The following is a 24,314-nucleotide window of genomic DNA, read 5'->3' as shown; positions in this document are numbered from 1 at the left end:
GGTGCGAGGTCGCTCCGGCGGCGGTCAGCGGATGTGCACGCCGGAGATGGCCCGGGAGATGACCAGCCGCTGGATCTCCGAGGTGCCCTCGAAGATGGTGTAGATCTTCGCGTCGCGGTACCAGCGCTCGACCGGGTGGTCCCGCAGGAAGCCGGCCCCGCCGAGCAACTGGACCGCCTTCTCGGTGACCGACACGGCCACCTCGCCGGCCTTGAGCTTGGACATCGAGCCCTCGCCGGCGGTGAACGGACGGTTGTTGCGACCCATCCAGGACGCCCGCCAGACCAGCAGCCGGGCCGCGTCGATCTCCATCCGCATGTCGGCCAGCGCGAACGCGACGGCCTGGTTCTCGATGATCGGCCGACCGAACTGGACCCGGTCCTTCGCGTAGTCGAGGGCGTACTCGTAGGCGGCCCGGGCCACGCCGAGCGCCTGCGCGCCGACGGTCGGCCGGGACAGCTCGAAGGTGCGCATCGCGGCCTGGCCGGAGGCGCGCCGGCCGGAGCGGGCCCGGTCGAGCCGCTCCAGGAGGGCCTCCCGCCCGCCGAGCAGGCAGCGGCCCGGCACCCGGACGTCGTCGAGGAAGACGTCCGCCGTGTGCGAGGCGCGCAGCCCCAGCTTGCGCAGCTTCCGGGTGGCGCTCAACCCGGCGGTGCCCGGCGGTACGACGAACGCGGCCTGGCCGCGCGAGCCGAGCGTCGGGTCGATCGAGGCGGTGACGACGTGCACCCCGGCGATCCCACCGTTGGTGGCGTACGCCTTCTGCCCGCGCAGCACCCACTCGTCGGTGGCCTCGTCGTAGACGGCCCGGGTGCGCATCGCGCCGACGTCGGAGCCGGCCTCCGGCTCGGTGGTGCAGAACGCCGCGACGGCGGGTGAGTCGACGTCGCCGAAGCACTGTGGGACCCACTCGACGAGCTGGTCGGGGGTGCCCGCGCCGTAGATGGCGGCCACCGCGAGGGAGGTGCCGAAGATGCCCAGGCCGATGCCGGCGTCGCCCCAGAAGAGCTCCTCGCTGGCGATCGGGAGGGACAGGCCGGTGGGGTCGGCCCAGCAGGTGGCGAGGAACTCGAAGCCGTACAGGCCGACTTTCGCCGCCTCCTGGATGACGGGCCAGGGGGTCTCTTCCCGTTCGTCCCACTCGGCGGCGGCCGGGCGCACGACCTCGGCGGCGAAGCCGTGCACCCAGTCCCGCAGGTCCCGCTGTTCCTCGTTCAGGTCGAGCGAGAACTCGGCCATGTCAGCCCTTGGGGATGTCGAACAGGTTGGCGATGTTGGCGGCCAGGCCCAGGTCGCCCTTGGCCTTCAGCTTGCCCGTCATGAACATCATGACCGGGTTGGCCCCGCCGGAGACGATCTTCAGGAACTCGACCGGGCCCATGGTGAGGCTCAGCTTCGGGTCGTGCTGCGGGGTCTCGTTGACCACGCAGGCGCCGTCGGCGATGGCGATCTCGTACGTGTCGGTGCCACCGTCGGGGCGGCCGGTGATGTTCCAGTGGATCACCGCGTTGGTGGCACCGGCCCGGTCGGCGCGGAACAGCGAGGGCATCCGGCCGAAGACCTCGCTCAGAACCTTGCCGCGCAGGTCGCCGGACATCACCTCGGCGATCTTGTCGTCGGGGGTGGACTTGACCAGCTGGGCGAACTCCTTCGGGCCGTAGTTGGCGAAGTTTGCCGGGTCGAAGTCGGTCATGGGAGATGCACCTCTCGGGCGGTGAATATGGTTACTCAAGTGTGGTTACTCAAGCGTAACCTTACGCATGAGTAGGTATGCTCGCAAGGTGTCCAGCACCCCCACCTTCAAGCGCCTGCCCCGGGCCGTACGCGAGCAGCAGATGCTCGACGCGGCCGTCCGGGTCTTCTCCCGGCGCGGCTTCCACGCGGCCAGCATGGACGAGATCGCCGAGGCCGCCGGCATCTCCAAGCCCATGGTCTACGCATACCTCGGCACCAAGGAGGAGCTCTTCGTCGCCTGCCTGCACCGCGAGGGCACCCGGATGACGGAGGCAATCGCCGGGGCCGCCGCCCCCGATTTGGACGCCGACGAGCGGCTCTGGCGCGGGCTGCGGGCGTTCTTCGGCTTCGTCGGGGCGCACCGGGATGGCTGGGCGGTGCTCTACCGGCAGGCCCGGGGCTCGCAGCCGTTCGCCGGGGAACTGGCCGCCATGCGGGCCCGGCTCGTCGAGGTGGTCGCCGGGATGCTCGACCACGCGCTGCGCGCCCGGGGACGCGAGGTGAGCGCAACAGACCTGGAGGTCGTCGCGTACGCCCTGGTCGGCGCGAGCGAGTCGCTGGCCGACTGGCTCGCCGACCACCCGGAGGCCGACCCGGAGAAGACCGCCACCCGGATGATGAACGTCGCCTGGCTCGGCGCCGACCAGCTTCTGCGCGGCAGCACCTGGCGTCCGCCGCAGCAGTAGCCCGGCGGGAAACCGTCGGCGGGCGCCGCAGGCGCAGCCAGCCCGGCGGCCACGAGGATGCGCACACTACGTCGGGAAAGACCCTTCGTCTTTGACCTACATCAATGTACCGGGACCGTCGCGCCCGGTATCGTCATCCATGACAATGATGGCCGTCGAGGCCCGTTCGGTACCTCTCACACCGTTCTGACAACACCTGACGACGGCGTCTGACATGGGGGACGAGTGGAAGACCAGCGTGCTGCCGACGAGTCGATTCAGGACGGCATGGCCGCCGAGAGGTTCGCCGATCAGTTGCGAACACTACGGACCAGCGTGGGCAACCCGTCATTCCGGAAGATGGCTGGGCGGTCGGGCCGCATCTCGCACACGACGCTGCACGAGGCTGCCGCCGGGACCAGGTTTCCCTCGTGGGAGACCACGCGCGAGTTCGTCCGGGCCTGCGAGGCGGACGAGGTCCAGTGGCGGCGCCGATGGGAGGACGCTCAGAGCCCGGGGACGGGACACTCCGTCCCGGCCGGCGACCTGATGCCGGTCAGCACCGATTCCTCGGCCGCAGTCGAAACTCGGGGCACCCTGGACACGATGGCGTCCGGCGTCGTGGCCGCCGGGACGTCCCACGCCATGGACACTCCGGCGGCCGGCAGGCCCGCCGTGTCCGGCGTCGCCGCGTCTTCGGACCTCGTGCCGGTGGGCCAGCGCGCGCTGCGGGCCGCGGAGCACCCGCAGGCGGCGGAGGACGAGGTCACGGGTGTGCGACGGCACCAGTTGCGGTGGCTCGCCGTCGTGGTGGCGGTGGCGGTGGTCGCCGTCCTGGGCGTCACCGTCCGCGGTCTGTCGTCCCCGGACGGCCCCGGCGCCGTGGCGGCGTCGCCGTCGTCGTCGGCAGGGTTCTCGGACGCGCTGATTCCCGGGGACTCGAGCCAGTTCGTCGCCGACGTCACCATCCCCGACGGTACGCGGGTGAAGGTGAACGCCCGCTTCGTGAAGGTGTGGGCGCTCGCGAACGTGGGATCGGTCGATTGGCACAACCGCTTCCTGGCGCGGATGAACCCCACCGGGGACGACGACGGTTGCCAGGTGCCGGATCGGGTGGCGATCGGCGACACGCCGCCCGGCGAGCAGGTGATGATCAGTGTTCCGGTCACCGCGCCGAGCCGCCCCGGGAAGTGCTGGGTCAGCTGGAAGATAGTTGACGAGCACGGGCAGGCCTACTTTCCCAGCCGCCGGCCGATCTACTTCATGGTCACCGTCACCGCCTGAGCACGCCTGGCGGCAGCCGCGGTCAGGCCCGCCGAGCCGCCGCCCCAGTCGATTTCCCGGTTCCGGGTCGCCCGACCGGTGTCAGGGCGCGAACGCTCGATGTCAGTCCCGGTTGCCGCCCGAACTGACAACACCGAATTCATAGAGGTCAATGACGTCCTGACGAATCTGACAGGACAGCGGGGTACCGAACAGCAGACCCCTTCTCGCAGAGTGATGTTCGTTCCGAACGCGACTCACTACCTACGAGGAGGATCGACCTTGCGCCGTCCCTGGTTACCCGTCGGGCTCGCCGCGCTCTGCATGGCCGTCGGCGTCCCGGCCCATGCGTCGGCCGCGACATCCGGCGCCACAGCGCAGCGGACCGTCACCACGACCGCGCGGCCTGTCGTGGACATGGAGGCCACCGTCCTGGCCGCCCAGATCGACCCCCGCCGTGACGACGACACACTGACCCCGGGCGCGAAGAGTTCCGTGCTCGCTGTCGAGCAGGCGCTCCAGGCCCAGAACCTGCTCAACGCGAAGTGGGTCGACGGCTACTTCGGCACCCAGACCGTCTCGGCGTACGCGGCCTACCAGCGCTCGCTCGGATACACCGGCCTGGCCGCGAACGGGCTGCCCGGCACGACGTCGCTGACGAAGCTCGGGCAGAACCGGTACACCGTCGGCAGCACGATCGGCCCGGGCGCGAAGGTCCAGCGTGACGGGTACGTCGTCAATGCCCGTACCCAGGCGATGCTGGCCGAGGCCCAGCGCCTGCTCGACTGCACCCTGGTGCTCGAACAGGGCTCGTACAACCCCGGGGGCGACCCGACCTCGGCCGGTACGCACGACGGCGGGGGTGTGGTGGACATCGCGGTCACCGGCATGACCGCGGCCACGCGTACCGCCGTCGTCCGGGCTCTACGCCAGGTCGGCTTCGCAGCCTGGGTCCGTAACCCGAGTCAGGGTGACTGGCCGTGGCACATCCACGCCGTGGCGATCAACGACACGGACCTGTCCAGCCAGGCGCAGCACCAGGCCGGCGACTACCACCTCGGCATGAACGGCCTGGCCAACCGTGGCCCGGACGACGGCCCCCGGATTCCGATCAAGACCTGGGAGCAGTACCAGCGCGGGCAGTGACCCGCATCCGGCCCGATCCACCAACCATCGCTCACTGTCCACGAGAGGACACCATGAACATCCGCAAGAGTCTCGCCGTCGTCGGCGCCGCGCTCGCCATGACCACCTCCATCCTCAGCGTCGCCTCGCCGGCGTCCGCAGCGGCCCGGGACGGGGTCTGCGACAGCGGCGAGTTCTGCTACTACTACAACAGTGACGAGGCCGGCTCGGTCTCGGACTTCACCGGGTCGCTCGGCGACTACGGCACGACCCAGCCGTCGTGCTACGAGTTCAAGGGCGCGGGCAACGGCCAGGGCGTGTGCGTGAAGAACAACGCCGCGTCGGTGTGGAACCGCACGAGCACGACCATCCGGGTCTACTTCAACAGCAACTTCGCCGGTGCGAGCCAGGACTTCGCGGCCGGGGCGAAGGGCAACCTCAACGCCACGCTGAAGAACAACAACGCCTCGCACGACATCGTCGGCTCCGGCGGCGGCACCTACCCGGCCGACCCGCGCGCGTCCGAGGCTGTCGCGTTCGCGAGGGCGCGGCTCGGGCACACCGACTGGAACAACCAGTGCGAGCTGTTCGTCGAGCGGGCGTTCGGCACCAGCGGCCGGTTCGCCACGGCACTCACGCACTACAACTGGCAGAAGAGCAACGGACGTATCCACACCGGCTCGGTGCCGCCTGCCGGAACGGCCGTGTTCTTCACGTCCACCACGTACGCCGGGCACGTCATGCTTTCGATCGGCGGCAACAGCGCCATCAGCACCGGACCGACCGTTTACCAGACCAACTCGTTCCGGAGCCGGTCCGACTACCTGGGCTGGGCCTACGTCCCGAGCGGCTGGTGACCCGGCATGCGCTCGCACCTGCACCTGAGCTGCGCCCAGGCCAACTTCCAGCACCTGCGCCACTTCTGATCGGCGGACGCTAATGACCATCCTGAGAAGAGTTCCGGGCATCCTGGCCGTCCTGGTGGCGACGCTCGTCGGTGTCGCGGTGGCGCCGGGCGCGGCGTCCGCCGCCGGCCGGGACGGGGTCTGCGACAGCGGCGAGTTCTGCTACTACTACAACAGCGACGAGGCCGGCTCGGTCTCGGACTTCACCGAGTCGCTCGGCGACTACGGCACGACCCAGCCGTCGTGCTACGAGTTCAAGGGCGCGGGCAACGGCCAGGGCGTCTGTGTGAAGAACAACGCCGCGTCGGTGTGGAACCGCACGAGCAAGACCGTGCGGGTCTACTTCAACAGCAACTTCGCCGGTGCGAGCCAGGACTTCGCGGCCGGGGCGAAGGGCAACCTCAACGCCACGCTGAAGAACAACAACGCCTCGCACGAGCTGCTGGGCACGGGCGGGCCGACGGGCTGCACCACCGACGGCACCAACAGCAAGCTGCCGAGCACCATCCTCGTCTACCGGGTCGGTCTCGGGCGAGTCGACCGGGTCGACTTCAAGACGTACGTCAAGAACGTCCTCCCGAACGAGTGGGTGACGAGCTGGCCGGGTGCCTCGCTGCAGGCCGGTGCCGTAGCCGTCAAGAGCTACGGCTGGTACTGGGCGCTGCACTCGACCCGGAAGACCCCCGGCGGACAGTGCTACGACGTCCGTGACGACACCGCCGACCAGGTCTACCGGCCGTCGTCGGCGCAGACGTCGACGTCCTCCGCGGTGGACAGCACCTGGTCGACCCGGATGACCCGGAACGGCAACATCCTGCGGGCTCACTACTGCGCGACCACGACCGCGTGCGGTGGCTGGGTGACCGGGGACTGGATGTCGCAGTACGGCTCGCGTGATCTCGCGAACGCGGGCAAGAGCTACCAGACGATTCTGCGCTACTACTACAGCAATGTGGTTGTTTCCTGACGTCACGCGCGAACCGCGCCGCCCGCCGCAGATCCGCGACGGGCGGCGCGCTCGTGGCTGCGGCACGTCACGGCGCCACCCGTGCTCGGCCGGCTGCCCCACGTCGGCCGACCGTTACCGCCGGGCCACCGTTGTTGTTCAACTCCGGCCGGCGGCGCGGCGGTGGGCGCGGCGGCGCAGCCGGCGGATCGCCTCCAGCAGCCCGGTGATCGCGACCGACAGCCCGACGCCCGCCAGCACGCCCGCGACGGGATTCCGCTCGAAGGCCAGCCCGCCGAAGTAGCCGAGCAGCCCGCAGTAGACCGCCCAGGAGCTGGCGGCCAGGGTGTCGAAGAGCAGGAACGCCCGCAGCGGGTACCGCACGGCGCCCATCGTGAGGGTCACGGCCGTGCGCCCGCCGGGCACGTACCGGGCGGTCATGAGGATGATGCCGCCGCGCCGGTCCACCGACCGGCGGGCCCACTCCGATCCGGCCCGTCGGCGGCTCTCCGCCGGCAGCCGGGTCAGCCGGCGCGCGCCGCCGCCCCGGCCGATGGCGTACGACAGGTTGTCGCCGGCCAGCGCGCCGACCGCCGCCACCACGATCACCGCGGTCAGGTCGGGCTGCCCGGCCGCCGCGAAGACCCCGGCGGTGACCACGACCGTCTCGCCCGGGACCGCCGGGAAGACGGCGTCCACCGCGGTGACCAGGAAGATCACCAGATAGACAAACGGCGAGGTGACCGTGTCGTGGAGCAGGTCGAGCACCGACTGCATGCCCTTCATGCTCTGCCGCGCGAGTGTCAGGAAGGGGCCCTTCCTGTGCAAAAGGCGTTAAAAGGTGCCGCTCCTTACCGCCTTGCCCTCGGCGGTGGGCGAGTGGGAGGTGAGCACGACCGGGGCGGCGAGCGCCTCCTGCACCGCCGCGGCCCAGTCGGCGGGCGGCGGATCGTCGTAAACCGGGCGGGCCGCCAGCAGGCGGGCGGTGAGCGCGGCCTGGCGGTCCAGGTCGCCGGGCGGGCCGGGCTCCAGCCGGTCGGCGATGTCGTAGCGGCGGCAGATCCGCAGCCCCCGGTCGGCCAGGTCGAGGTGGGTGAGCGCGAGGCCGTCGACCCCGCCGGCCACCGCCAGGGCGTACCGGTGGGCGACCGCGTCGAAGTGGCCGAACCGGAACCGCCCCTGCCACGGGTTGGTCGGGTTGCGCGGGTCGGCCAGCGGCAGCGCCGGATCCTCGGTGACCAGCGGACCGGGGCCGTGCCGGGTGGTCGCGATCCGCAGCACGCCCAGCCGCTCGGCCCCGCCGGGCTGGCCCGCCTCGGCGAGCAGGGTCTCGACGTTGGCGAACGTGGTGGTGCTCCACGTCGTGTACGGGTGGAAGCCGTGCCACTCGTCGAGCAGCACCCCCTGCGCCCCTTCGAAGACGCAGGTCCCGGCGCGCAGCACCCCGGCCAGGTACGCCCGGTCGACGATCGCCACCCGTTCGGCGAACCCGCTGAACGCGGGCAGGCAGTCCTCCACCGGCGGGGCGTCCAGCGGGCCGAGTTCGGCGGTCAGCCGGTCCCGCAGCACGGCGAGCCGGCGGCGCAGCACAGCCGGGGTGCGGCAGTCCGCCACCCGAGGCGCGGAGTCGGGGTGGGCGAGGCCGTACGCGACGGTCTCGCCCACCCCCAGCCCGCAGGAGCCGTGCCGGTCGGCTCCCCGGGCCAGCTCCCGGGCCCGGTTCGCGGCCCGGTGGTACGGGGTCGCCAGCAGCGCCTCCCCGTCGACCGTGAGCCGGTCGAGCGCGTCGGGCACCCCCACCGAGGCGAGGTGGTCGGCCTCGGCGGCCAGGGCCAGCGGGTCCACCACCACGTGCCGCGCCAGGTGGGTCCGCACCCCGGGGCGGAACGTCCCCGCCCCGAACTGCGCGAACGTGTGGTGCCGACCGTCGCGCAGGACGACGTTGTGTGCCGCCTGCGCGCCCCCGTTGAAGCGGATCACCGTGTGGACCGGCCGCGTCCCGCACAGCCAGTCCACGACGGTGCCCTTGCCGGCGTCGCCGTAGCCGAGGTCGACCACTGCCACGTGGTTCACAGCCGGGTGACCCCCCGGGTCGACGGCGGCGCCGACGGGGCCGGCAACGCGCACACCTGGTCCCGCGGGCCGCCGCGGAGCCGGGCCAGCGCCTTGGACACCGTGCCGGTGGCCGTCGAGCCGGCCCGCTTCAGGTCAGCCAGGCCCTGGTCCAGGTCGACGGCCTGCTCGCCGAGGCCGACGGTCAGCGCGATGGTCTCGCAGACGGCGTCCAGGTCGTCCAGCACGACGGCGTTCTGCCCCAGCAGGTCGCGCCAGAAGTCCAGCACCTTGGCGTTGCCGGCGTAGTGGCTGCCGGCGGGGAGCAGGTAGTACGTGTCCCAGCGGCGGGTCACCTCGTCGACGACCTGCCGCAGCGGCACGTCCTCGCCCAGGTCGTCGCCGATCAGGCGGCTCACCTGCCGCCGGTCGACCCGGGGGTAGGCCAGCTCGTCGCCGATGATGAACAGGTAGCCGCGCCGGCCCCGCTTCTCCCAGCAGTCGGTCACCGTGTGTCGGGCCATGTAGTACATGGCCAGTTCGTACGACTCCGTCATCTGGCCGCCACCGCCGCCCTCCAGCACGATCCGGCCGAGGTCGTCGTCCATCCGGTTGTCCGACTCGAACTGGCCGACCTGCAACGGCACCCGGTCGCAGGTGGCGTCGCCGATCGCGCCGAACATGATCTGCGGGTCGCGGGCGTACCCCTGGCGCAGCAGCAGCCCGAGAAGCTGCGGCAGCTTGGTCTGGAGGGTGCGCGGGACGTTCCTCATCGAGCCGGTCACGTCGAACAGCACCGAGATGGCCGTCGACTGCGGGTGCTCGGCCGAGTCGCGGCTCTCCCGTGCCGCGCCGCGCGGGTCGAGGGCGGGGTGCACCTTACGCGCCCCGCTGTCGCTGTAGGCGAACGCGCTCTTGCCGGTGGCCCGGCGGTAGCGGTCGGCGGCGTCGTACACGTCGGTGGACCACATTCCACTGCCCATGGCAGGCTCCTTAGGGGTTGAGGGTGAAGGGTCGGAAGGTGCGTGGCCCGTAGAGCCGCTCCAGCACCTCGTCCAGCTCGCCGAGCAGTCGCCAGGCGTCGTCGGGCCGGGAGTTCAGGGCCGGGCGGCGGCAGCCGTCGGCGAAGGCGCGCAGCTCGCGCGGGGCGCGGTCGCCCATCAGCCAGGTCATGCAGCGGGCGGCCATCGCCAGGTCGGTGCCCGGCCCGCAGGGCCGCTTCGCGGCGACCTCGGGCGGGTACCAGTCCTCGTGGCCGGGCACCAGCGCCGGGACCGCGCCCTCGCCGACCACCGAGAAGCACCAGTCCACGAGCACCACGCCGTGCCCGTCCGGCTCGATCAGCACATGCCGGGGGAGCACCGCGCCGTGCACCACGCCGGCCCGGTGGGCCAGGCCGAGGGCGACCAGCAGCCGCCGCCACATCCAGGCCGCGTCCCGGGCGTCCAGCCCGTCCGGGTACGCCCGGCGCACCTCGTCCAGGCTGCGCAGGCCGGGCGCGGTGGCCAGCACGCTGATCCGCCGCTGCGCGCCGGTCGCCGCGTCCCGGTGCCGGAAGGAGTCGACGAGCCGGGGCACGTACGGCAGGTAGCGCGGGTCGCCCCGTTCCTCGACGGTGCGCAGGGCGTGCGCCTCGCGGGCCATCAGGTCGTTGTCGGTGGGGTTGCGGGGCAGCTTGAGCAGCCGGTCCGTCCCGACGTCGTACAGGTCGGCCAGGTCGCCGGTGTGGGCGAGCGGGCCGAGCCGGTACGCCCCGAGGACGAACACCCGGCTGGCCCGCCAGCGGGTGGTGACCCGCACGAACGCGTCGGTGGCTTCGGCGCGTACCGCCTCGTCGAGCGCGCCCAGCCGATCGGGGTGCAGGGCCGCGACCAGCTCGCGGTAGCGGTGTGCCGGCGCGTCGGCGCCGAACAGGTCGGCGTCGGTGCGGGCCGTCGCGACCAGCCGGATGGCCTCGTCGGTCCTCATCGCACCGTCTCCTCCCGGGCCGGGCGCAGCAGCGCCGGGTGCAGCAGCCGGGCGTCGCCGGCGCGGTAGAGCTTGGCGCGCGGGCCGCCGCGGGTGCCGCCGCGCTCGGCGCTGGCGCCGGTGCTCTCCACGAAGCCCGGCACGGAGAGCACCTTGCGGTGGAAGTTGCCCGGGTGCAGCGGGTGCCCCCAGACCGTCTCGTAGACGGCGCGCAGCTCGGTGACGGTGAACTCGGCGTCCAGGAAGCGGGTGGCCAGCGGGGTGTACTCCAGCTTGGACCGCGCCCGCTCCAGCCCGTCCTCGATGACCCGGGCGTGGTCGAAGGCGAGCTGCCGGCTGGCCAGCGCGCTGACCGGCAGCCAGAGCGCCTCGTCGACGTCGCTGCCGGCGGCCGGGTTCGGCAGGTCGGGGGCGAACGCGAGGTGGGCCACCGAGACGACCCGCATCCGGGGGTCCCGGTCGGGGGCGCCGTAGCTGGCGAGCTGCTCCAGGTGGATCCGGCGCAGCCGCTCGCCGCCGAGCCCGGTCTCCTCGGCCAGCTCGCGGCGGGCCCCGGCGGTCAGGTCCTCGTCGGGGTGGACGAAGCCGCCGGGCAGCGCCCAGTGGCCCTCGAAGGGCGGCGCGCCGCGGCGGACGAGCAGCAGGTGCAGCGCGCCCTCGCGAATGGTCAGCGCGACCACGTCCACGGTCACGGCGACGGCCGGATGGTCCCGCGGGTCGTAGGCGGCAAGGAACTCCTGCTCGTTCACGTCTTCTCTCTCACTCTGAGAATAACTCGATGTGAGAACAACTTAGCCCACGAAAGAGTGAACGGCAAGCCCCCGGCTCGGCAGGGGCGGACGGTCAGCGGACGGCACCCGCCAGGTGCGGGCGGCCGGAGCGCGCGTCGTGTAGCGCGAACGCCCAGGCCGCGCCGTCGGCGGTGGCGCTGAGGGCCACCGTGGACGGCAGTGGCACCGGCAGCTTGAACGCCACGTCGACCGTGTACGCGTCCGGCAGCCGGCTCTCCAGGGCGGCCAGGCAGCGCGCCTTGCTCCACATGCCGTGCGCGATCGGGCGCGGGAACCCGAACAGCCGCGCCCCGAGCCGGGAGGTGTGGATCGGGTTGTGGTCGCCGGAGACCCGGGCGTAGTCGGTGCCCACCCGGGGCGTCACCCGCCAGTGCGCGGTGGCGGCCGGCGCCGGGGGCCGCTCGCCCCGATCGCGCCGCTCGCCGCCGCCGGCCGTGCGCTCCCTGCCGAGGTACGTCGAGACGCCCCGCCACACCTCCTCCCCGCCGACCGAGCCGACGAGCACCACGTCGACCTGCCGGCCCCGGTCGTGCGGGCGCAGATCCTCGGCGTACGCCCGGAAGTACAGCGTCTCGCCGGACCCGACGGGCCGGTGCACGGTGATCCGGTTGGCCACGTGCACCAGGCCGACCAGCGGCATCGGGAACTCCGGCGCGGTCATCAGCCGCAGCGCCAGCGGAAAGCCCATGACGTGCGGGTACGTCGCCGGCAGCCGGTCGGTCAGCCGGAACCCGCAGACCCGGTCGTAGTCGGCCAGGTGCGCCCGGTCGACGGCGACCCCGGCAACGGTCAGCTCGCCCCCGGGCAGCACGTCACCGCGCCGGCGGCCGGCCCCGGGCAGGACCCCGAGCAGGGCGCGCCGGTACAGCGGGCCGGCCTGCGGCAACCGGGGCAGTTCCACGATCGTCCTGGCCATCACGCCCCCAGCAGACTCTGGCCGCAGACCCGGACGATGTTGCCGCTGACCGCGCCGCTGGCCGGCCAGGCCAGCCAGCCGATCGTCTCGGCCACGTCCACCGGCAGACCGCCCTGGGACATGCTGTTCATCCGGCGGCCCGCCTCCCGGATCACCAGCGGGATCCGGGCGGTCAGCCGGGTCTCGATGAACCCGGGCGCGACCGCGTTCACGCTGATCCCGCGCTCGCGCAGCACCGGGGCGAGCGACTGCACCAGGCCGATCACCCCGGCTTTGGAGGTGGCGTAGTTGGTCTGGCCCCGGTTGCCGGCGATCCCGGCGATCGAGGAGACCGAGACGATCCGCCCGCCGGCCGGGATCAGCCCGCGTTCCAGCAGCACGTCGTTGATCCGCTCCTGGCTGGAGAGGTTCACGTCGAGCACCTGGTCCCACCGGTCGGCGTCCATCCGGCCCAGGGTCTTGTCCCGGGTGATGCCGGCGTTGTGCACCACCACGTCGACGTGCCCGTGCCGGCCGGCCAGGTGGTCGGCGAGCCGGGTCGGTGCGTCCGGGGAGGTCAGGTCGAGCTGCACGGCGGTGGCGGCGATCTCGTTGGCCACGGCGGCCAGTTCGTCCCCGGCGGCCGGGACGTCCAGCGCGACCACCTTCGCCCCGTCGCGGGCCAGCACCCGGGCCAGCGCCGCGCCGATCCCCCGGGCTGCCCCGGTGACCAGGACGACCTGCCCGTCCAACGGCCGGTCCCAGTCGGCCGGCGGTTCGGCCTGGCCCGCGCCGATCCGGATCACCTGCCCGGAGACGTACGCGGACCGGCCGGAGAGCAGGAACCGCAGGGTGGCCTCCAGGCCGGTGCCCGTGCCCGCGTCCCCGGCCGGGGTGACGTGGACGAGCTGGGCGGTCACGCCCCGCCCGAACTCCTTGCCGATGCTGCGGGTCAGCCCTTCGAGGGCCCGCTGGGCGGTCGCCTCGCGCGGCGAGCCGCACTCCTGGGGCGGGGTGCCCAGCACGATCACCCGGCCGCTGGGCAGCACCGAGCGGGCCTGCGGGTGGAAGAACTCGTGGAGCTGGCGCAGGCCGGTGGAGTCGGTGATGCCGGTGGCGTCGTACACCAGGGCGGCGTGCCGCCGCTCCGGGCCGGGCGCGGCGGCCGGGTCGGCCAGCTCGACCCCGGCGGCGGTCATGATCCTGCCGACCTGCTCGGCGAGCCGGCCGCCGGTGGCCGCGCCGAGCAGCACCGGCCCGGGGACCAGCGGATCGCCGGGGGCGTGCCGGCGCAGTCGTGGCGGGTCGGGCAGCCCGAGGCGCTTGACCAGCGCGCGGCCGGCCCCCGATCGGACGAAACTCGCGTACCTGTCGGTCATAGGCGTAGCCTACTGGCCAGTAGGTTGTGGGCAAGTCCTGAATTGGAGGCGGGATCGTGCAGAGCATTCGGCGGGTCGCGGTCATCGGCGGCAACCGCATCCCCTTCGCCCGGTCCAACTCCCGGTACGCCAGCGCGTCCAACACGGACCTGCTCGGCGCGGCGCTCGACGGCCTGGTGGCCCGGTTCGGGCTGGCCGGGCAGCGGGTCGGCGAGGTCGTCGCGGGGGCGGTGCTGAAGCACTCGAAGGACTTCAACCTGACCCGCGAGGTGGTGCTCGGCTCCCGCCTCGACCCGCGCACCCCGGCGTACGACATCCAGCAGGCCTGCGGCACCGGCCTGGAGGCGGCGATCCTGGTCGCCAACAAGATCGCCCTCGGGCAGCTCGACGTCGGCATCGCCGGCGGCGTGGACACCACCTCCGACGCGCCGCTCGCGGTCAACGAGGAGATGCGCCGCACCCTGCTCCGGCTCAACAGCGCCCGGACCCTCGGCGAGCGGCTGAGGATCGCCGCGAAGCTGCGCCCGTCGCAGCCGTTCCAGCCGGAGATCCCGCGCAACGCCGAGCCGCGCACCGGGCTGTCGATGGGCGAGCACGCCGCCCGCACCGCGCTGCGCTGGGACGTCGACCGGCAGGCCCAGGACGAGCTGGCGCTGCGCTCCCACCAGCGGCTCGCCGCCGCGTACGAGCGGGGGTTCTTCGACGACCTGATGACGCCGTACCTCGGGCTGACCCGGGACCAGAACCTGCGCCCGGACACCAGCCTGGAGAAGCTCGGCTCGCTGAAGCCGGTCTTCGGGCACAGGGGCCCGGACGCCGACCGGGCCACCATGACCGCCGGAAACTCCTCGCCGCTCACCGACGGCGCGTCGACGGTGCTGCTCGCGTCCGAGGAGTGGGCGCGCGAGCACAGCCTTCCGGTGCTCGCCTGGTTCAGCTGGTCCGAGACGGCCGCCGTGGACTTCGTGCACGGCGACGAGGGGCTGCTGATGGCCCCCGCGTACGCCGTGCCCCGGATGCTGGCCCGGGCCGGGCTGGCGTTGCAGGACTTCGACCACTACGAGATCCACGAGGCGTTCGCCTCCCAGGTGCTGGCCACCCTGGCTGCCTGGGAGTCGCCGGAGTTCTGCAAGGACTGGCTGGGCCTGGACGCCCCGCTCGGCGCGATCGACCGGGACCGGCTCAACGTCAACGGCTCGTCGCTGGCCGCCGGGCACCCGTTCGCCGCCACCGGCGGGCGGATCGTCGCCACCCTGGCCAAGCTGCTCGCCGAGAAGGGCAGCGGGCGAGGGCTGATCTCGATCTGCGCGGCCGGCGGCCAGGGCGTGACGGCGATCCTGGAGCGCTGATCAGGTGGTGGTCACCGCCAGACGGTGACCACCTCCGCCTCCCGGACGTCGCTGTTGTTCTCCTGCGCGAAGAAGATCGTCCACGGCTTTCCCTCCTCGCTGCGAGGAAGGCCGATCAGGTCTCCGACGTGCCGGAATTCGGCGGCGTCCGCCGGTGAGCAGCGCCAACCGATCCGCATTCCGGCCACGGTGCCGTTCGCCCCGCCGGCCGCGCCGCACCGTAGTGTCTGTCGCTCGTCGAAGGGATTGCGGACCTCCAGCGCCCAAGGCGCGTCGCCCATCGAACGGCGGACCGCCCGGGCACCCTCGATGTCCTCGATGATCCAGGCCGCGCTGTCCCATGGGCTCCGCAGGCAGACGGTGACCTCGGCCAGGGACCAGCACGGGTCGAACACCTGGGACTGGCTGAAGCAACGTTGCGCGTCCGGATCAGAACTCTGGTAGCTCTCGACGCACCGACCGCCGGCGCTGCGCCCCGCCTCCTGGTACGGCGGCAGCAGCCGCCCGGTGTCGTCGAACGGGCGAACCAGCCGGACCGCAGTCACCCGCGTCGCCGGGCTGGCGGACGGGGTCGGCTGCGGCGGCGTGGTCAGCGACTGTACGACGTTGGCGGCCAGCCCGGCGACGACGGCGGTGACGAACGCCCCGACGAGACCGAGCGTCCAGAGCAGAAGGCGTCGGATCGGCGGCGTGTCGCCTGCGGGACGATCCACGGCCCGCGGCCCGCCTGACGGCCGCTGCGGCTCCTCGCCGGCCCGGATCGGCGCGGCCCGTGCCGGCGCTGCCTGCTCTGTTCGGTCGGTGTCCCCCACCGCCGGGCGCACCTTCCGCTCCCCGCTGTCCGGCATCCCGACATCATCCCACCGAATCTGATCGCCATCTATGCCGTACGGCACCGGGGTCGGGCGCGTCCGTTCTTCAGCCTTTCGGGTGCCGAAGCTCGCAAAAGGCGGCATCTAGTTATAGATCTCCCAAAAATGAGGACCTGGTCGTCCTGTTTCGGGAGGTTGACAGTGAAGCGCAGACGTTGGTTGTTCGCCGTGCTCTCCGGCGCGACGCTGGTGTTCTTCCCCGCCACCGCCCATGAGGTCGCCGCGCCTGCGGCGACCGCCCACGCCGCCGCGCCCGTCGACGAGAGACCGCGCGGCGCGGACCGGTCACCCCGCGACGCCAGCCAACCGCAGCCGCCCCCGAGCCGGGATCTCTGCCGTCCCGGGACGCCGCCGTCCGCGCCGAAGACCACCCAGTACTACGACCACAACCCCCAACTGGGGCCGGTCCAGTTTCCCACCGCCGGCCCGGTCGGGCCGCTGCTCGCCGGCTACCAGCGCTTCGGCGCGCTCACCGAGAGCCAGTTCCTGGCGCAGTACACCAGCGGCAATCCGCCGACGTACGGCTACCCGCCGGCCAGCGGCTTCGTCCTCGGGCCGGACGGCAGGCCGATCAGGCAGGCGCAGACCCTGCTCACCGGCTATCGGCTCGACCGCTTCGGCTTCCCGGGCGGCGCGTTCCTCGCCCCGCTCGGCACCCCGTTCGGCTCCCGGTCGCTGACCCCGCAGAGCCTGAACACGCCGGCCGACGCTCTGCTGGCCAACTACCACGTCTACTGCGTGGTGAGGCCGTTCACGGTCGACTCCGGGCCGATCGCGCCCTGGTTCGCCCAGCCGGGCATGGGCACCCAGTTCCAGCTCAACCCGGCGTACCTGCCGCAGGCCGGGGCCACCCTGAACGTCACCTGGCTGCTCCAGAACGGGTATCTGGTCGAGGAGAACCTGGAGCAGGCGGCGGCGTGCCCCGCCCCGCCCCGGCGCAGCGAGACGCCCGTCGTCTGCTGACGCCGGGTCCCGTCGAACGGAGGCCGGGCGTGGACCGGTACGAGGTGCGCGGCGCCCTGCTGGCGGCGGGGCTGTCACCGGACGCCTTCGAGATCGAGGGCGTGCACGAGCACGTGCCGGTCCCGCCCGACTTCTGGTTCCTGCGCCGCTCGCCGGACGGGCGTTGGGAGATCGGCCTGTACGAGCGCGGCGTGCACGACGTCCGCCAGGCGTACGACTCCGAGCAGGCTGCCGCCGGCGGCCTGTACGCCGCGCTGACCGGCCGTCCCGCGCCCTGCTGAGCCGGCCCCGTCGTCCCACTGAGCCCGTCGTTCTGCTGAGCCGGACCCGTCGCCGGCTTCCGCCGGCCTTCCCGGCGGTGTTCGCGCAGGTCGGATCGCTCTTGCTGGATGTGCCTACCTTGGGTGCCAGCCCGCCCGGACGTCCCGGTGGCGGTGCCTCCTCTAGGAGTGGTCATGCCCGGTCGAGCTCTGCTCCGCCCCGCTGCCGTCGTCGTCCTGGCCGCCGCGCTCGCGGCCAGCGGCTGCACGTCCACCGCCACGAGTTCCACGGAATCCACCGCGTCGACCACCGTGACCGAGGCCCCCGCCGGCCCGCCGACGCCGACCCCCGCCGACGGCGACAGCGGCCCCGGCCCCGGCTCCGGCGCGACGGCCAGCTCCGGCGCGACGGCCAGCACCGGCGCGCCGGGCGGCGGGTCGACCGGGGGCGGCGCGAAGGGCGGCGGCACCGGCAGCAGCGGCGGCCAGTCCGGCACGAAGTCGACGTCGAACGCGCCCACCATCACCTACTTCCGCGTCGCCGACAAGCCGTTCTGTCCGGCCGGGACCAACATCAACCCGATCGCCGGGGGACCGGTCCTCGTGGAGTGGAGGGTCACCAACGTCGACTCCGTCGCCCTCTCGATCGACGGCCCCGGCATTTACGCCGACGACTACCCGTCGGCCGGCAGCGAGGCATTCCTCTTCCCCTGCTCGGGTGGGGAGGGCGACATCCAGAAGCACACGTACACGCTGACCGCGCGCAACTCCCACGGCAAGCAGACCAAGACCATCGTGGTCAGCGCCCCGGTGCACGACGTGCCCACGGTGTGAGTGCCGGTGGCCCGGCTCGCCCACGAGCACTCCGGCCTGGTGTTGACCGGCCGCTCGCACAACGTCGCCGCGCAGGCCACCACGCTGGGCAAGCGCTTCGCTTCGGCCGCCGAGGAACTGCTGATCGCGTACGAGCTGATCTCGATCTGCGCGGCCGGCGGTCGGGGCGTGACCGTGATCCTGGAGCCCTGACGGCCTGGCAGGCCAGGCGGCTGCCGAGCGATCTGACAGTGCACACGACAGTGGAGGCGGACCGCGGCCTGCCTCCACCCATGGCGGCGATCGAGCCGTTGCTCTTGATGGTGTAGATGGATGCCCCTGAGGCGGGGCTGCTGGTGTTCCTCGGCCCTCTCCACCGGCCAAATCCAGGCCAACACCTGACTCCCGCCGCTGGTCTCCACGGTGGTCGGGGTGGGGCTCGCCGCCCTGGCCGGCTTCGCCATCGGTGGTCTGCGCCCGCTCGGCCGCGCCAGCGAGCCGCTGCTGCAGGGGCTGGTGGCCCAGGTGTTGCCGCTGCCGATGCTGGCGCTCTTCCTGGTCGCGTCCGTGGCATTGCAGGTGGGCTACCTGGACCGGCTCGTCGTCCGGGCGGGCTGGCGGGATTGCCGCTCCCGTCACCTCTGGCTGGCAAAACGCACAAATGAGCATAAGGAGTACCTGGGCGCCGGCGTCCCACCGGGCCCGACGACCGCCGTGCCACGGCAGGGTGGGACGGGTGGCGCAGTGCCCCCGCCTGTTGAGGTCAGGGAACAGGGGAGGCGCAGCGAGCAACCCGCGAGTTGCTCTCCTCCGTCCCTTGGGCATGAGGCGAGCGAGAGAATTCGCGCGGTGAACCGGGCCGACGAGGAGGAGTTCCGGCAGTTCGTGGCGGCGCGGCTGGATCCGCTGCGGCGCACGGCCTACCTGCTCTGCCGGGACTGGCACACGGCGGATGACCTGGTTTCCATCACCTTCGGCAAGCTCTACCGGAACTGGCGGCGGGTGTGCGGCGCCGACAACGTCGACGCGTACGTGCGGAAAGTACTCACCCACGCATGGCTGGACGAGCAGCGGCGCCCGTGGCGGCGCGAACGCAGCACCGATGAGCTGCCCGACCAGGCGGACCCCCGTGCGGGCGAGCCGGTGGTGGGGGAGCTGGAGGAGCTGCTCGACCTGCTCGGCCGGCTCGCCCCGCGAAGGCGGGCGGTCGTGGTGCTGCGCTTCTACTGCGACCTGTCGGTAGAGGAGACCGCTGAGGTCCTCGGGGTCAGCGCCGGAACAGTGAAGAGCCAGGCCGCCCGTGCGCTGGGGACGCTCCGCCTGCTCGCGTCAGACCGATTGATCCTGGAAAGCGGGAGGACCACATGACTTACCGGCAGCTTTTCGACGAGGCGCTCGGCGCACCTCCGCCATCCTCTGTCGACATCGACGACCTGTTGACGCGCGAGCGGCGACGCGGCCGGCTGCGTCGTGGAGGGATGTACGCCTCGGTCGCCACCGGGCTGCTCGCGCTGACCCTCGGCGCAGGCGTAGCGACCGGCATCGGGCCTGCCAGTGATCCCGGTCCGATGACCGCGGCCTCGTCCGGCACGCAGCTCGACCACCAGAAGCACTTGCGGACGGCGATGCTGGCCGCGATCGAGCGCGAGGCGCCGGACCTGCGCTGGGTCAAGGGTGCGAAACCACCCACCAACGAACGCAAGTGGGACGGCCCGGTCACGGACACGCCGAACTGGTCGGTGGAAAAGTACGCGTGGGTCTCCATGGACGGCTGGCAGGGGAGCGGTGTCGCTGCCCGTGGTGGCGTTCGTTCCTACCTCGGCATCAATGTCGGCCGCCCCAAGAAGGGCGAGCCCTCGGGGCCGTACGACTGCTCCGGGCACAGCCGTGCCTGCCAGACCTCCACCGGTCCGAACGGTGACAAGGTGGTAGCCATCGACGGGGACGCCTGGAAGAAAGATCCCAGCAGCCCAACTGGGTCCCGGCCGATCACTGACCGGCACGTAACTGTCCACAGGACCGACGGGACAAGGGTGAGTGTGCAAATCTTCTCCAACGACGGGCACCTGCTCAGCGTCGAGCAGATGATCGGCATCGCGCTCGACCGGGCCATCGCCCTTCCCGGCCGGTAGCGGAACGATCGGGCTGCCGGCGGGGGGCTCCCCGCCGGCAGCCTCCCGCCGTCCGGGCCGGGTCGCCATCGGGAGGGCCCAGGTGGGAGGCATGAAAGACTGAGGTACGTGACGACGATCCCGAACGTGCTCGCCCACCGGTACGCCTCGCCCGAACTGGTCGACCTCTGGTCACCGGAGGAGAAGATCCGGATGGAGCGGCGGCTCTGGCTAGCCGTGCTCCGGGCCCAGCGTGATCTCGGCGTGGCCGTCCCCGACGGGGTCGTCGAGGCGTACGAGCGGGTGCTGGACGACGTCGACCTGGCCTCGATCGCCGAGCGCGAGCGGGTCACCCGGCACGACGTGAAGGCCCGGATCGAGGAGTTCAGCGCGCTCGCCGGGCACGAACACGTGCACAAGGGGATGACCTCCCGGGACCTCACCGAGAACGTCGAGCAACTCCAGGTGCGTGCCTCGCTGGAGCTGGTCCGGGACCGGGTCGTCGCCACGCTGGCCCGGCTGGCCCGGCTCGCCCACGAGCACTCCGGCCTGGTGCTGACCGGCCGCTCGCACAACGTCGCCGCGCAGGCCACCACGCTGGGCAAGCGCTTCGCGTCGGCCGCCGAGGAGCTGCTGATCGCGTACGAGCGGCTGGAAGACCTGATCAACTGGTACCCCCTGCGTGGGATCAAGGGCCCGGTCGGCACCTCCGCCGACCAACTCGACCTGTTCGACGGTGACGCCGCGAAGGTCGCCGAGCTGGAGCGCCGGGTCGCCGAGCACCTCGGCTTCTCCCGGGTGCTGGACAGCGTCGGTCAGGTGTACCCGCGCTCGATCGACATGGCGGTGCTCGCCGCACTGGCCCAGGTGGCCGCCGCGCCGTCGTCGCTGGCCACCACGATCCGGCTGATGGTCGGCCAGGAGCTGGTCACCGAGGGCTTCAAGGCGGGCCAGGTGGGGTCCAGCGCGATGCCGCACAAGATGAACACCAGGTCCAGCGAGCGGGTGAACGGCTTCGCGGTGATCATCCGGGGCTACCTGTCGATGGTCGGCGAGCTGGCCGGCGACCAGTGGAACGAGGGGGACGTCTCCTGCTCGGTGGTCCGCCGGGTCGCCCTGCCGGACGCGTTCTTCGCCGCCGACGGGCTGTTCCAGACGTTCCTCACCGTGCTCGACGAGTTCGGGGCGTACCCGGCGGTGATCAACCGGGAGCTGGAGCGCTTTCTGCCCTTCCTGGCCAGCACGAAGATCCTGGTCGCGGCGGTCCGGCGGGGCGTCGGCCGGGAGGCCGCGCACGAGGCGATCAAGGAGCACGCGGTCGGTGTGGCGCTGGCCATGCGCGAGCGGGGCACCGCCGAGAACGACCTCTTCGACCGTCTGGCCGGGGACGAGCGACTCGGCTTGTCCCGCGCCGACATCGACGACCTGGTCGCCGACCGTACCGCCTTCGTCGGCGCCGCCGAGGCCCAGGTCAACGCGGTCACCACCCGCATCGCCAAGATCGTCACCGCCCACCCCGACGCCGCCAACTACTCCCCACCCCCCATCCTCTGATCCACCCCACCCGCCTCGTCCTCCTTACCGGGCGGGACCGCGCCCGGGTGGGTCAGGAGTTGCGGGTGGGGGTTTCGGCGGCGGAGCTGAGGTTGGGGGCGCTGGCCGGTTCGGCGATGCCGCCGGGGGACCCGGTGATCGCCGGGTCGTTGGCCGTCTCGGCCGCGATCATGGGCTGGTCCGGGGGCATGATGTCCGGGGTCTTGGGGGCCACGATCACCGCCGTGCCGTACGCGCAGATCTCCATCCACATCTCGCCGCAGTCCCGGCTGTCGAAGCGCATGCCGATCACGGCGTTCGCGCCGAGGCGGCGAGCCTCCTCGCCGAGGCGCGCCACCGAGTCCGTCCGCCAGCGGGTCAGGTTGTCCGGCGCCATCGGGTCGTACGCGCCGCCGCGGAGGTTCTTCACCCCCTCGCGGTACGGGTTGCGCGTCCTGGCCATCGAGGACACCACTTCGCCGAGGATCTGGCGGATCTCGTAGCCGGGCAGTTGATCCGTCGTCACGACCAGCACGGTTCGATGCTGTCGCATCGGCCGGGGGCCGGTTCGTCGGCCGTGGTCAGCTGACCGGATGCTGCAAAACGGGTCGGCGCGGACGGCCGGCGCTCCGCCGACCATCCACGCCGCCCTCGGTGTCAACGACCCGACAGGCCCCAGACGGGGTGCCGGGACGGGTGACCGTCAGACACCGGCCACCGAGGTGATCCAGGCCCGGTTGTACGCGACGCTGCCGTAGTTCTGGATGCTCGACCCGTCTGCGGTGGACGCCACGCCGACCTGCCGGCCGCTGTAGAACTGCGGGCCACCCGAGTCGCCCCGCCACGCGTTGCCGTTGATCCGGGTGCTCCGGATCGCCTGCCCGCCGTACGCGTCGGTCACGTTGGTGCTGGTCACCTGGACGCTGGCGGTCTTGAGCTGGCTGGAGGCGGAGCAGCCGCTGTAGCAGGTCATGCCCCAGCCGTAGATCGTGTTGGTGGAGCCGACCGGCGGGTTGGCGCTGGCCAGCGTGACGGTGGACGTGCTGACCGTGCTGGACAGCTGCAGCAGGGCCAGGTCGTAGCGGGTGTACGAGGCGCTCACGGTGCGGGTGGTGCCGCCCGAGGCGTAGTAGACGCTGCCGACCCGCACGGACATGGTGCCGCTGACGCAGTGCCGGGCGGTGAGCACCCACTGCGCGGCGATGACGCTGCCGGAGCAGGTGAACGAGCCGTTGCTGAAGACGGCGGCCGCCCACGGGGCGGAGGAGACGGTGCCGCCGCCGATGATCGGCTGAGGGCCGGCCGGGGCGGCGACTGCGCCACCGGCGGCGCCCAGGACGCCGACCAAGGCGGTTCCGACCACGGCGAGCAGGGAACGGATACGCATCGGGACGTACTCCTTGCCTCTCGGACCCGGGATCGCCGGGTCGGTCGTGCCGGCGTGGGTCACGGTTCACCAGCCGGCAATGCATTGAGTTCTGTCGATGGATAGTAGGGGTTGGCGCATCTTGCGGCAAGGGTGCAATCGAGGCAAGCCGATGTAACAATTTGGCTCTCCGTGGCGTGGCGAACGACCTGCTCCGGGACGTTTCACGCAGGACCGGACACCGGGCGGCCGGTTATGTTGATCACTGCCTGAACTGCCCCCGGCCGGTGCGGCTGAGGCGGTATCTGCCAGGTAGGCTGGCTGCGCTCGCCCGTTGTGGGTCGGCACCCAACTGCGTACACAGTCAGGAGTGCCCAGTGCCTCGCGTCGTCGTCGACGTCATGCTCAAGCCCGAGATCCTCGATCCTCAGGGCCAGGCCGTCGCAAACGCGCTGCCCCGGCTCGGCGTCAGCGACGTCGCCTCTGTCCGGATCGGCAGGCGGATCGAGATCGAGTTCACCGGTGAACCGGACCTGGACCGGGCCCGGGAGATTGCCGACAAGCTGCTCGCCAACCCGGTCATCGAGGACTTCACCGTCCGCGTGGTCGAGGCCGACGAGACCGTGGGCGCACGCCCGTGACCGCGCGGGTCGGTGTGGTGACGTTCCCCGGCTCGCTCGACGACGGGGACGCCGCCCGGGCCGTCCGGATCGCCGGAGCCGAGCCGGTCCGGCTCTGGCACGGCGAGGCGGACCTGCGCGGGGTGGACGCCGTCGTCCTCCCCGGCGGCTTCTCCTACGGCGACTACCTGCGCTGTGGTGCCATCGCCCGGTTCGCCCCGGTGATGGAGACCCTGGTGGACGCCGCCCGGGGCGGTCTGCCCGTGCTCGGCATCTGCAACGGTTTCCAGATCCTCTGCGAGGCCCACCTGTTGCCCGGCGCGCTCACCCGCAACCAGCACCTGCACTTCCGTAACCGGGACCAGGCCCTCCGGATCGAGGCCGCCGGCACGGCGTGGACGAACACGTTCCAGCCGGGCCAGGAGGTGCTGATCCCGGTCAAGAACGGCGAGGGCTGCTACGTCGCCGACGCCGCGACGCTCGACCAGCTCGAGGCCGAGGGCCGGGTCGTCGCCCGCTACGTTCGCGGCAACCCCAACGGGTCGCAGCGCGACATCGCCGCGATCACCAACCCCGCCGGCAACGTGGTCGGCATCATGCCGCACCCCGAGCACGCGGTGGAGGCGCTCACCGGCCCCTCCCTGGACGGCCTCGGCTTCTTCACCTCGGTGCTCAAGCACCTGGTGGGGGCCCCGGCGTGACCG

The 24,314-nt window shown here is 72.2% G+C and carries 27 protein-coding genes; 15 read left to right on the top strand and 12 right to left on the bottom strand.

The features are described from left to right. Nucleotides 1-24: 24 nt before the first annotated feature. Together OG559_RS10925 and OG559_RS10920 are read right to left on the bottom strand one after the other, a co-directional pair. Complete coding sequence (locus OG559_RS10925) at nucleotides 25-1,239, bottom strand: acyl-CoA dehydrogenase family protein (protein ID WP_405114841.1); 1,215 nt, start codon at nucleotides 1,237-1,239, stop codon at nucleotides 25-27. Between the two features lies 1 nt (nucleotide 1,240). After that, nucleotides 1,241-1,693 (bottom strand): SCP2 sterol-binding domain-containing protein, encoded by a 453-nt coding sequence (locus tag OG559_RS10920; protein ID WP_396671702.1) that lies wholly within the window; start codon nucleotides 1,691-1,693, stop codon nucleotides 1,241-1,243. Nucleotides 1,694-1,781: 88 nt separating this feature from the next. Between OG559_RS10920 and OG559_RS10915 the strand changes: the two genes are divergently transcribed. The 5 genes from OG559_RS10915 to OG559_RS10895 all read left to right on the top strand — a co-directional run bounded on the left by OG559_RS10915 (nucleotide 1,782) and on the right by OG559_RS10895 (nucleotide 6,659). Then, nucleotides 1,782-2,420 (top strand): TetR/AcrR family transcriptional regulator, encoded by a 639-nt coding sequence (locus OG559_RS10915; RefSeq protein WP_396671701.1) that lies wholly within the window; start codon nucleotides 1,782-1,784, stop codon nucleotides 2,418-2,420. A 225-nt stretch (nucleotides 2,421-2,645) separates the two neighbouring features. After that, nucleotides 2,646-3,683, top strand: a complete 1,038-nt coding sequence (locus OG559_RS10910; RefSeq protein ID WP_405114838.1) for an NBR1-Ig-like domain-containing protein — start codon at nucleotides 2,646-2,648, stop codon at nucleotides 3,681-3,683. Nucleotides 3,684-3,944: 261 nt separating this feature from the next. Continuing rightward, nucleotides 3,945-4,808 carry a peptidoglycan-binding protein gene (locus OG559_RS10905; protein ID WP_405114836.1) on the top strand — a complete coding sequence of 288 codons (864 nt, stop codon included), beginning with the start codon at nucleotides 3,945-3,947 and terminating at the stop codon, nucleotides 4,806-4,808. Nucleotides 4,809-4,861: 53 nt separating this feature from the next. Beyond that, nucleotides 4,862-5,644, top strand: coding sequence for a peptidase inhibitor family I36 protein (locus tag OG559_RS10900; protein WP_405114834.1), 783 nt, complete (start codon nucleotides 4,862-4,864; stop codon nucleotides 5,642-5,644). An 82-nt stretch (nucleotides 5,645-5,726) separates the two neighbouring features. Continuing rightward, a complete protein-coding gene (locus tag OG559_RS10895; RefSeq protein ID WP_405114832.1) occupies nucleotides 5,727-6,659 on the top strand; it encodes a SpoIID/LytB domain-containing protein in 933 nt (310 codons plus the stop codon). Between the two features lie 138 nt (nucleotides 6,660-6,797). On the opposite strand, the gene OG559_RS10890 is transcribed toward OG559_RS10895, so the two are convergent. The 7 genes from OG559_RS10890 to OG559_RS10860 form a co-directional block, all read right to left on the bottom strand. Continuing rightward, nucleotides 6,798-7,415, bottom strand: a complete 618-nt coding sequence (locus OG559_RS10890; RefSeq protein ID WP_405114830.1) for a DedA family protein — start codon at nucleotides 7,413-7,415, stop codon at nucleotides 6,798-6,800. A gap of 57 nt (nucleotides 7,416-7,472) precedes the next feature. Beyond that, complete coding sequence (locus OG559_RS10885) at nucleotides 7,473-8,711, bottom strand: adenylosuccinate synthetase (protein WP_405114828.1); 1,239 nt, start codon at nucleotides 8,709-8,711, stop codon at nucleotides 7,473-7,475. Continuing rightward, nucleotides 8,708-9,673, bottom strand: a complete 966-nt coding sequence (locus OG559_RS10880) for a hypothetical protein (protein ID WP_405114826.1) — start codon at nucleotides 9,671-9,673, stop codon at nucleotides 8,708-8,710. The genes OG559_RS10885 and OG559_RS10880 overlap by 4 nt, the downstream gene beginning before the upstream one ends. A 10-nt stretch (nucleotides 9,674-9,683) precedes the next feature. After that, nucleotides 9,684-10,658: a serine/threonine protein kinase gene (locus tag OG559_RS10875; RefSeq protein ID WP_405114824.1), complete on the bottom strand. Its 975-nt coding sequence runs from the start codon at nucleotides 10,656-10,658 to the stop codon at nucleotides 9,684-9,686. Then, complete coding sequence (locus OG559_RS10870) at nucleotides 10,655-11,407, bottom strand: NUDIX domain-containing protein (RefSeq protein WP_405114822.1); 753 nt, start codon at nucleotides 11,405-11,407, stop codon at nucleotides 10,655-10,657. Before OG559_RS10870 ends, OG559_RS10875 begins: the two co-directional genes overlap by 4 nt. A gap of 94 nt (nucleotides 11,408-11,501) precedes the next feature. Beyond that, complete coding sequence (locus OG559_RS10865; RefSeq protein ID WP_405116567.1) at nucleotides 11,502-12,365, bottom strand: MaoC/PaaZ C-terminal domain-containing protein; 864 nt, start codon at nucleotides 12,363-12,365, stop codon at nucleotides 11,502-11,504. Continuing rightward, a complete protein-coding gene (locus OG559_RS10860; RefSeq protein ID WP_405114819.1) occupies nucleotides 12,365-13,723 on the bottom strand; it encodes a 3-oxoacyl-ACP reductase in 1,359 nt (452 codons plus the stop codon). Before OG559_RS10860 ends, OG559_RS10865 begins: the two co-directional genes overlap by 1 nt. Before the next feature lie 56 nt (nucleotides 13,724-13,779). Here OG559_RS10860 and OG559_RS10855 point away from each other — a divergent pair, with 56 nt between their 5' ends. After that, nucleotides 13,780-15,072 (top strand): acetyl-CoA C-acetyltransferase, encoded by a 1,293-nt coding sequence (locus OG559_RS10855; protein ID WP_405114817.1) that lies wholly within the window; start codon nucleotides 13,780-13,782, stop codon nucleotides 15,070-15,072. Between the two features lie 11 nt (nucleotides 15,073-15,083). On the opposite strand, the gene OG559_RS10850 is transcribed toward OG559_RS10855, so the two are convergent. Continuing rightward, the gene (locus tag OG559_RS10850; RefSeq protein WP_405114815.1) at nucleotides 15,084-15,920 is read right to left on the bottom strand and encodes a hypothetical protein; all 837 of its coding nucleotides are present in this window, start codon (nucleotides 15,918-15,920) and stop codon (nucleotides 15,084-15,086) included. A 165-nt stretch (nucleotides 15,921-16,085) separates the two neighbouring features. On the opposite strand from OG559_RS10850, the gene OG559_RS10845 reads away from it, so the two are divergent. The 7 genes from OG559_RS10845 to purB all read left to right on the top strand — a co-directional run bounded on the left by OG559_RS10845 (nucleotide 16,086) and on the right by purB (nucleotide 21,645). Next, on the top strand, nucleotides 16,086-16,907 hold the full coding sequence (locus OG559_RS10845) for a TNT domain-containing protein (protein ID WP_405114813.1): 822 nt from the start codon (nucleotides 16,086-16,088) through the stop codon (nucleotides 16,905-16,907). Between the two features lie 29 nt (nucleotides 16,908-16,936). Then, on the top strand, nucleotides 16,937-17,188 hold the full coding sequence (locus OG559_RS10840; protein WP_405114811.1) for a hypothetical protein: 252 nt from the start codon (nucleotides 16,937-16,939) through the stop codon (nucleotides 17,186-17,188). A gap of 174 nt (nucleotides 17,189-17,362) precedes the next feature. Beyond that, nucleotides 17,363-18,001, top strand: coding sequence for a hypothetical protein (locus OG559_RS10835; RefSeq protein ID WP_405114809.1), 639 nt, complete (start codon nucleotides 17,363-17,365; stop codon nucleotides 17,999-18,001). Nucleotides 18,002-18,007: 6 nt separating this feature from the next. Further along, complete coding sequence (locus OG559_RS10830; RefSeq protein ID WP_405117139.1) at nucleotides 18,008-18,193, top strand: hypothetical protein; 186 nt, start codon at nucleotides 18,008-18,010, stop codon at nucleotides 18,191-18,193. Between the two features lie 219 nt (nucleotides 18,194-18,412). Further along, nucleotides 18,413-19,348 carry a SigE family RNA polymerase sigma factor gene (locus tag OG559_RS10825; RefSeq protein WP_405114807.1) on the top strand — a complete coding sequence of 312 codons (936 nt, stop codon included), beginning with the start codon at nucleotides 18,413-18,415 and terminating at the stop codon, nucleotides 19,346-19,348. Further along, the gene (locus OG559_RS10820) at nucleotides 19,345-20,112 is read left to right on the top strand and encodes a hypothetical protein (RefSeq protein WP_405114805.1); all 768 of its coding nucleotides are present in this window, start codon (nucleotides 19,345-19,347) and stop codon (nucleotides 20,110-20,112) included. Before OG559_RS10825 ends, OG559_RS10820 begins: the two co-directional genes overlap by 4 nt. A 108-nt stretch (nucleotides 20,113-20,220) precedes the next feature. After that, nucleotides 20,221-21,645 carry an adenylosuccinate lyase gene (purB, locus tag OG559_RS10815; protein ID WP_405114803.1) on the top strand — a complete coding sequence of 475 codons (1,425 nt, stop codon included), beginning with the start codon at nucleotides 20,221-20,223 and terminating at the stop codon, nucleotides 21,643-21,645. Between the two features lie 52 nt (nucleotides 21,646-21,697). Here the strand turns inward: purB and OG559_RS10810 are convergent, their stop codons facing one another. Together OG559_RS10810 and OG559_RS10805 are read right to left on the bottom strand one after the other, a co-directional pair. Beyond that, nucleotides 21,698-22,264: a YbjQ family protein gene (locus tag OG559_RS10810; protein WP_350880553.1), complete on the bottom strand. Its 567-nt coding sequence runs from the start codon at nucleotides 22,262-22,264 to the stop codon at nucleotides 21,698-21,700. 63 nt (nucleotides 22,265-22,327) lie between these two features. Continuing rightward, nucleotides 22,328-23,011, bottom strand: coding sequence for a S1 family peptidase (locus OG559_RS10805; protein ID WP_405114801.1), 684 nt, complete (start codon nucleotides 23,009-23,011; stop codon nucleotides 22,328-22,330). A 356-nt stretch (nucleotides 23,012-23,367) separates the two neighbouring features. Here OG559_RS10805 and purS point away from each other — a divergent pair, with 356 nt between their 5' ends. After that, complete coding sequence (gene purS / locus OG559_RS10800; protein WP_387017176.1) at nucleotides 23,368-23,631, top strand: phosphoribosylformylglycinamidine synthase subunit PurS; 264 nt, start codon at nucleotides 23,368-23,370, stop codon at nucleotides 23,629-23,631. Further along, nucleotides 23,628-24,311, top strand: coding sequence for a phosphoribosylformylglycinamidine synthase subunit PurQ (gene purQ / locus OG559_RS10795; RefSeq protein WP_350880559.1), 684 nt, complete (start codon nucleotides 23,628-23,630; stop codon nucleotides 24,309-24,311). Before purS ends, purQ begins: the two co-directional genes overlap by 4 nt. The last annotated feature ends 3 nt before the right edge of the window (nucleotides 24,312-24,314 follow it).

This window comes from Micromonospora sp. NBC_01405 (assembly GCF_045040155.1).
Lineage (GTDB): Bacteria > Actinomycetota > Actinomycetes > Mycobacteriales > Micromonosporaceae > Micromonospora.
The sequence above is the reverse complement of the archived record's forward strand: the minus strand, read 5'-3'. Positions and strand labels throughout refer to the sequence as shown.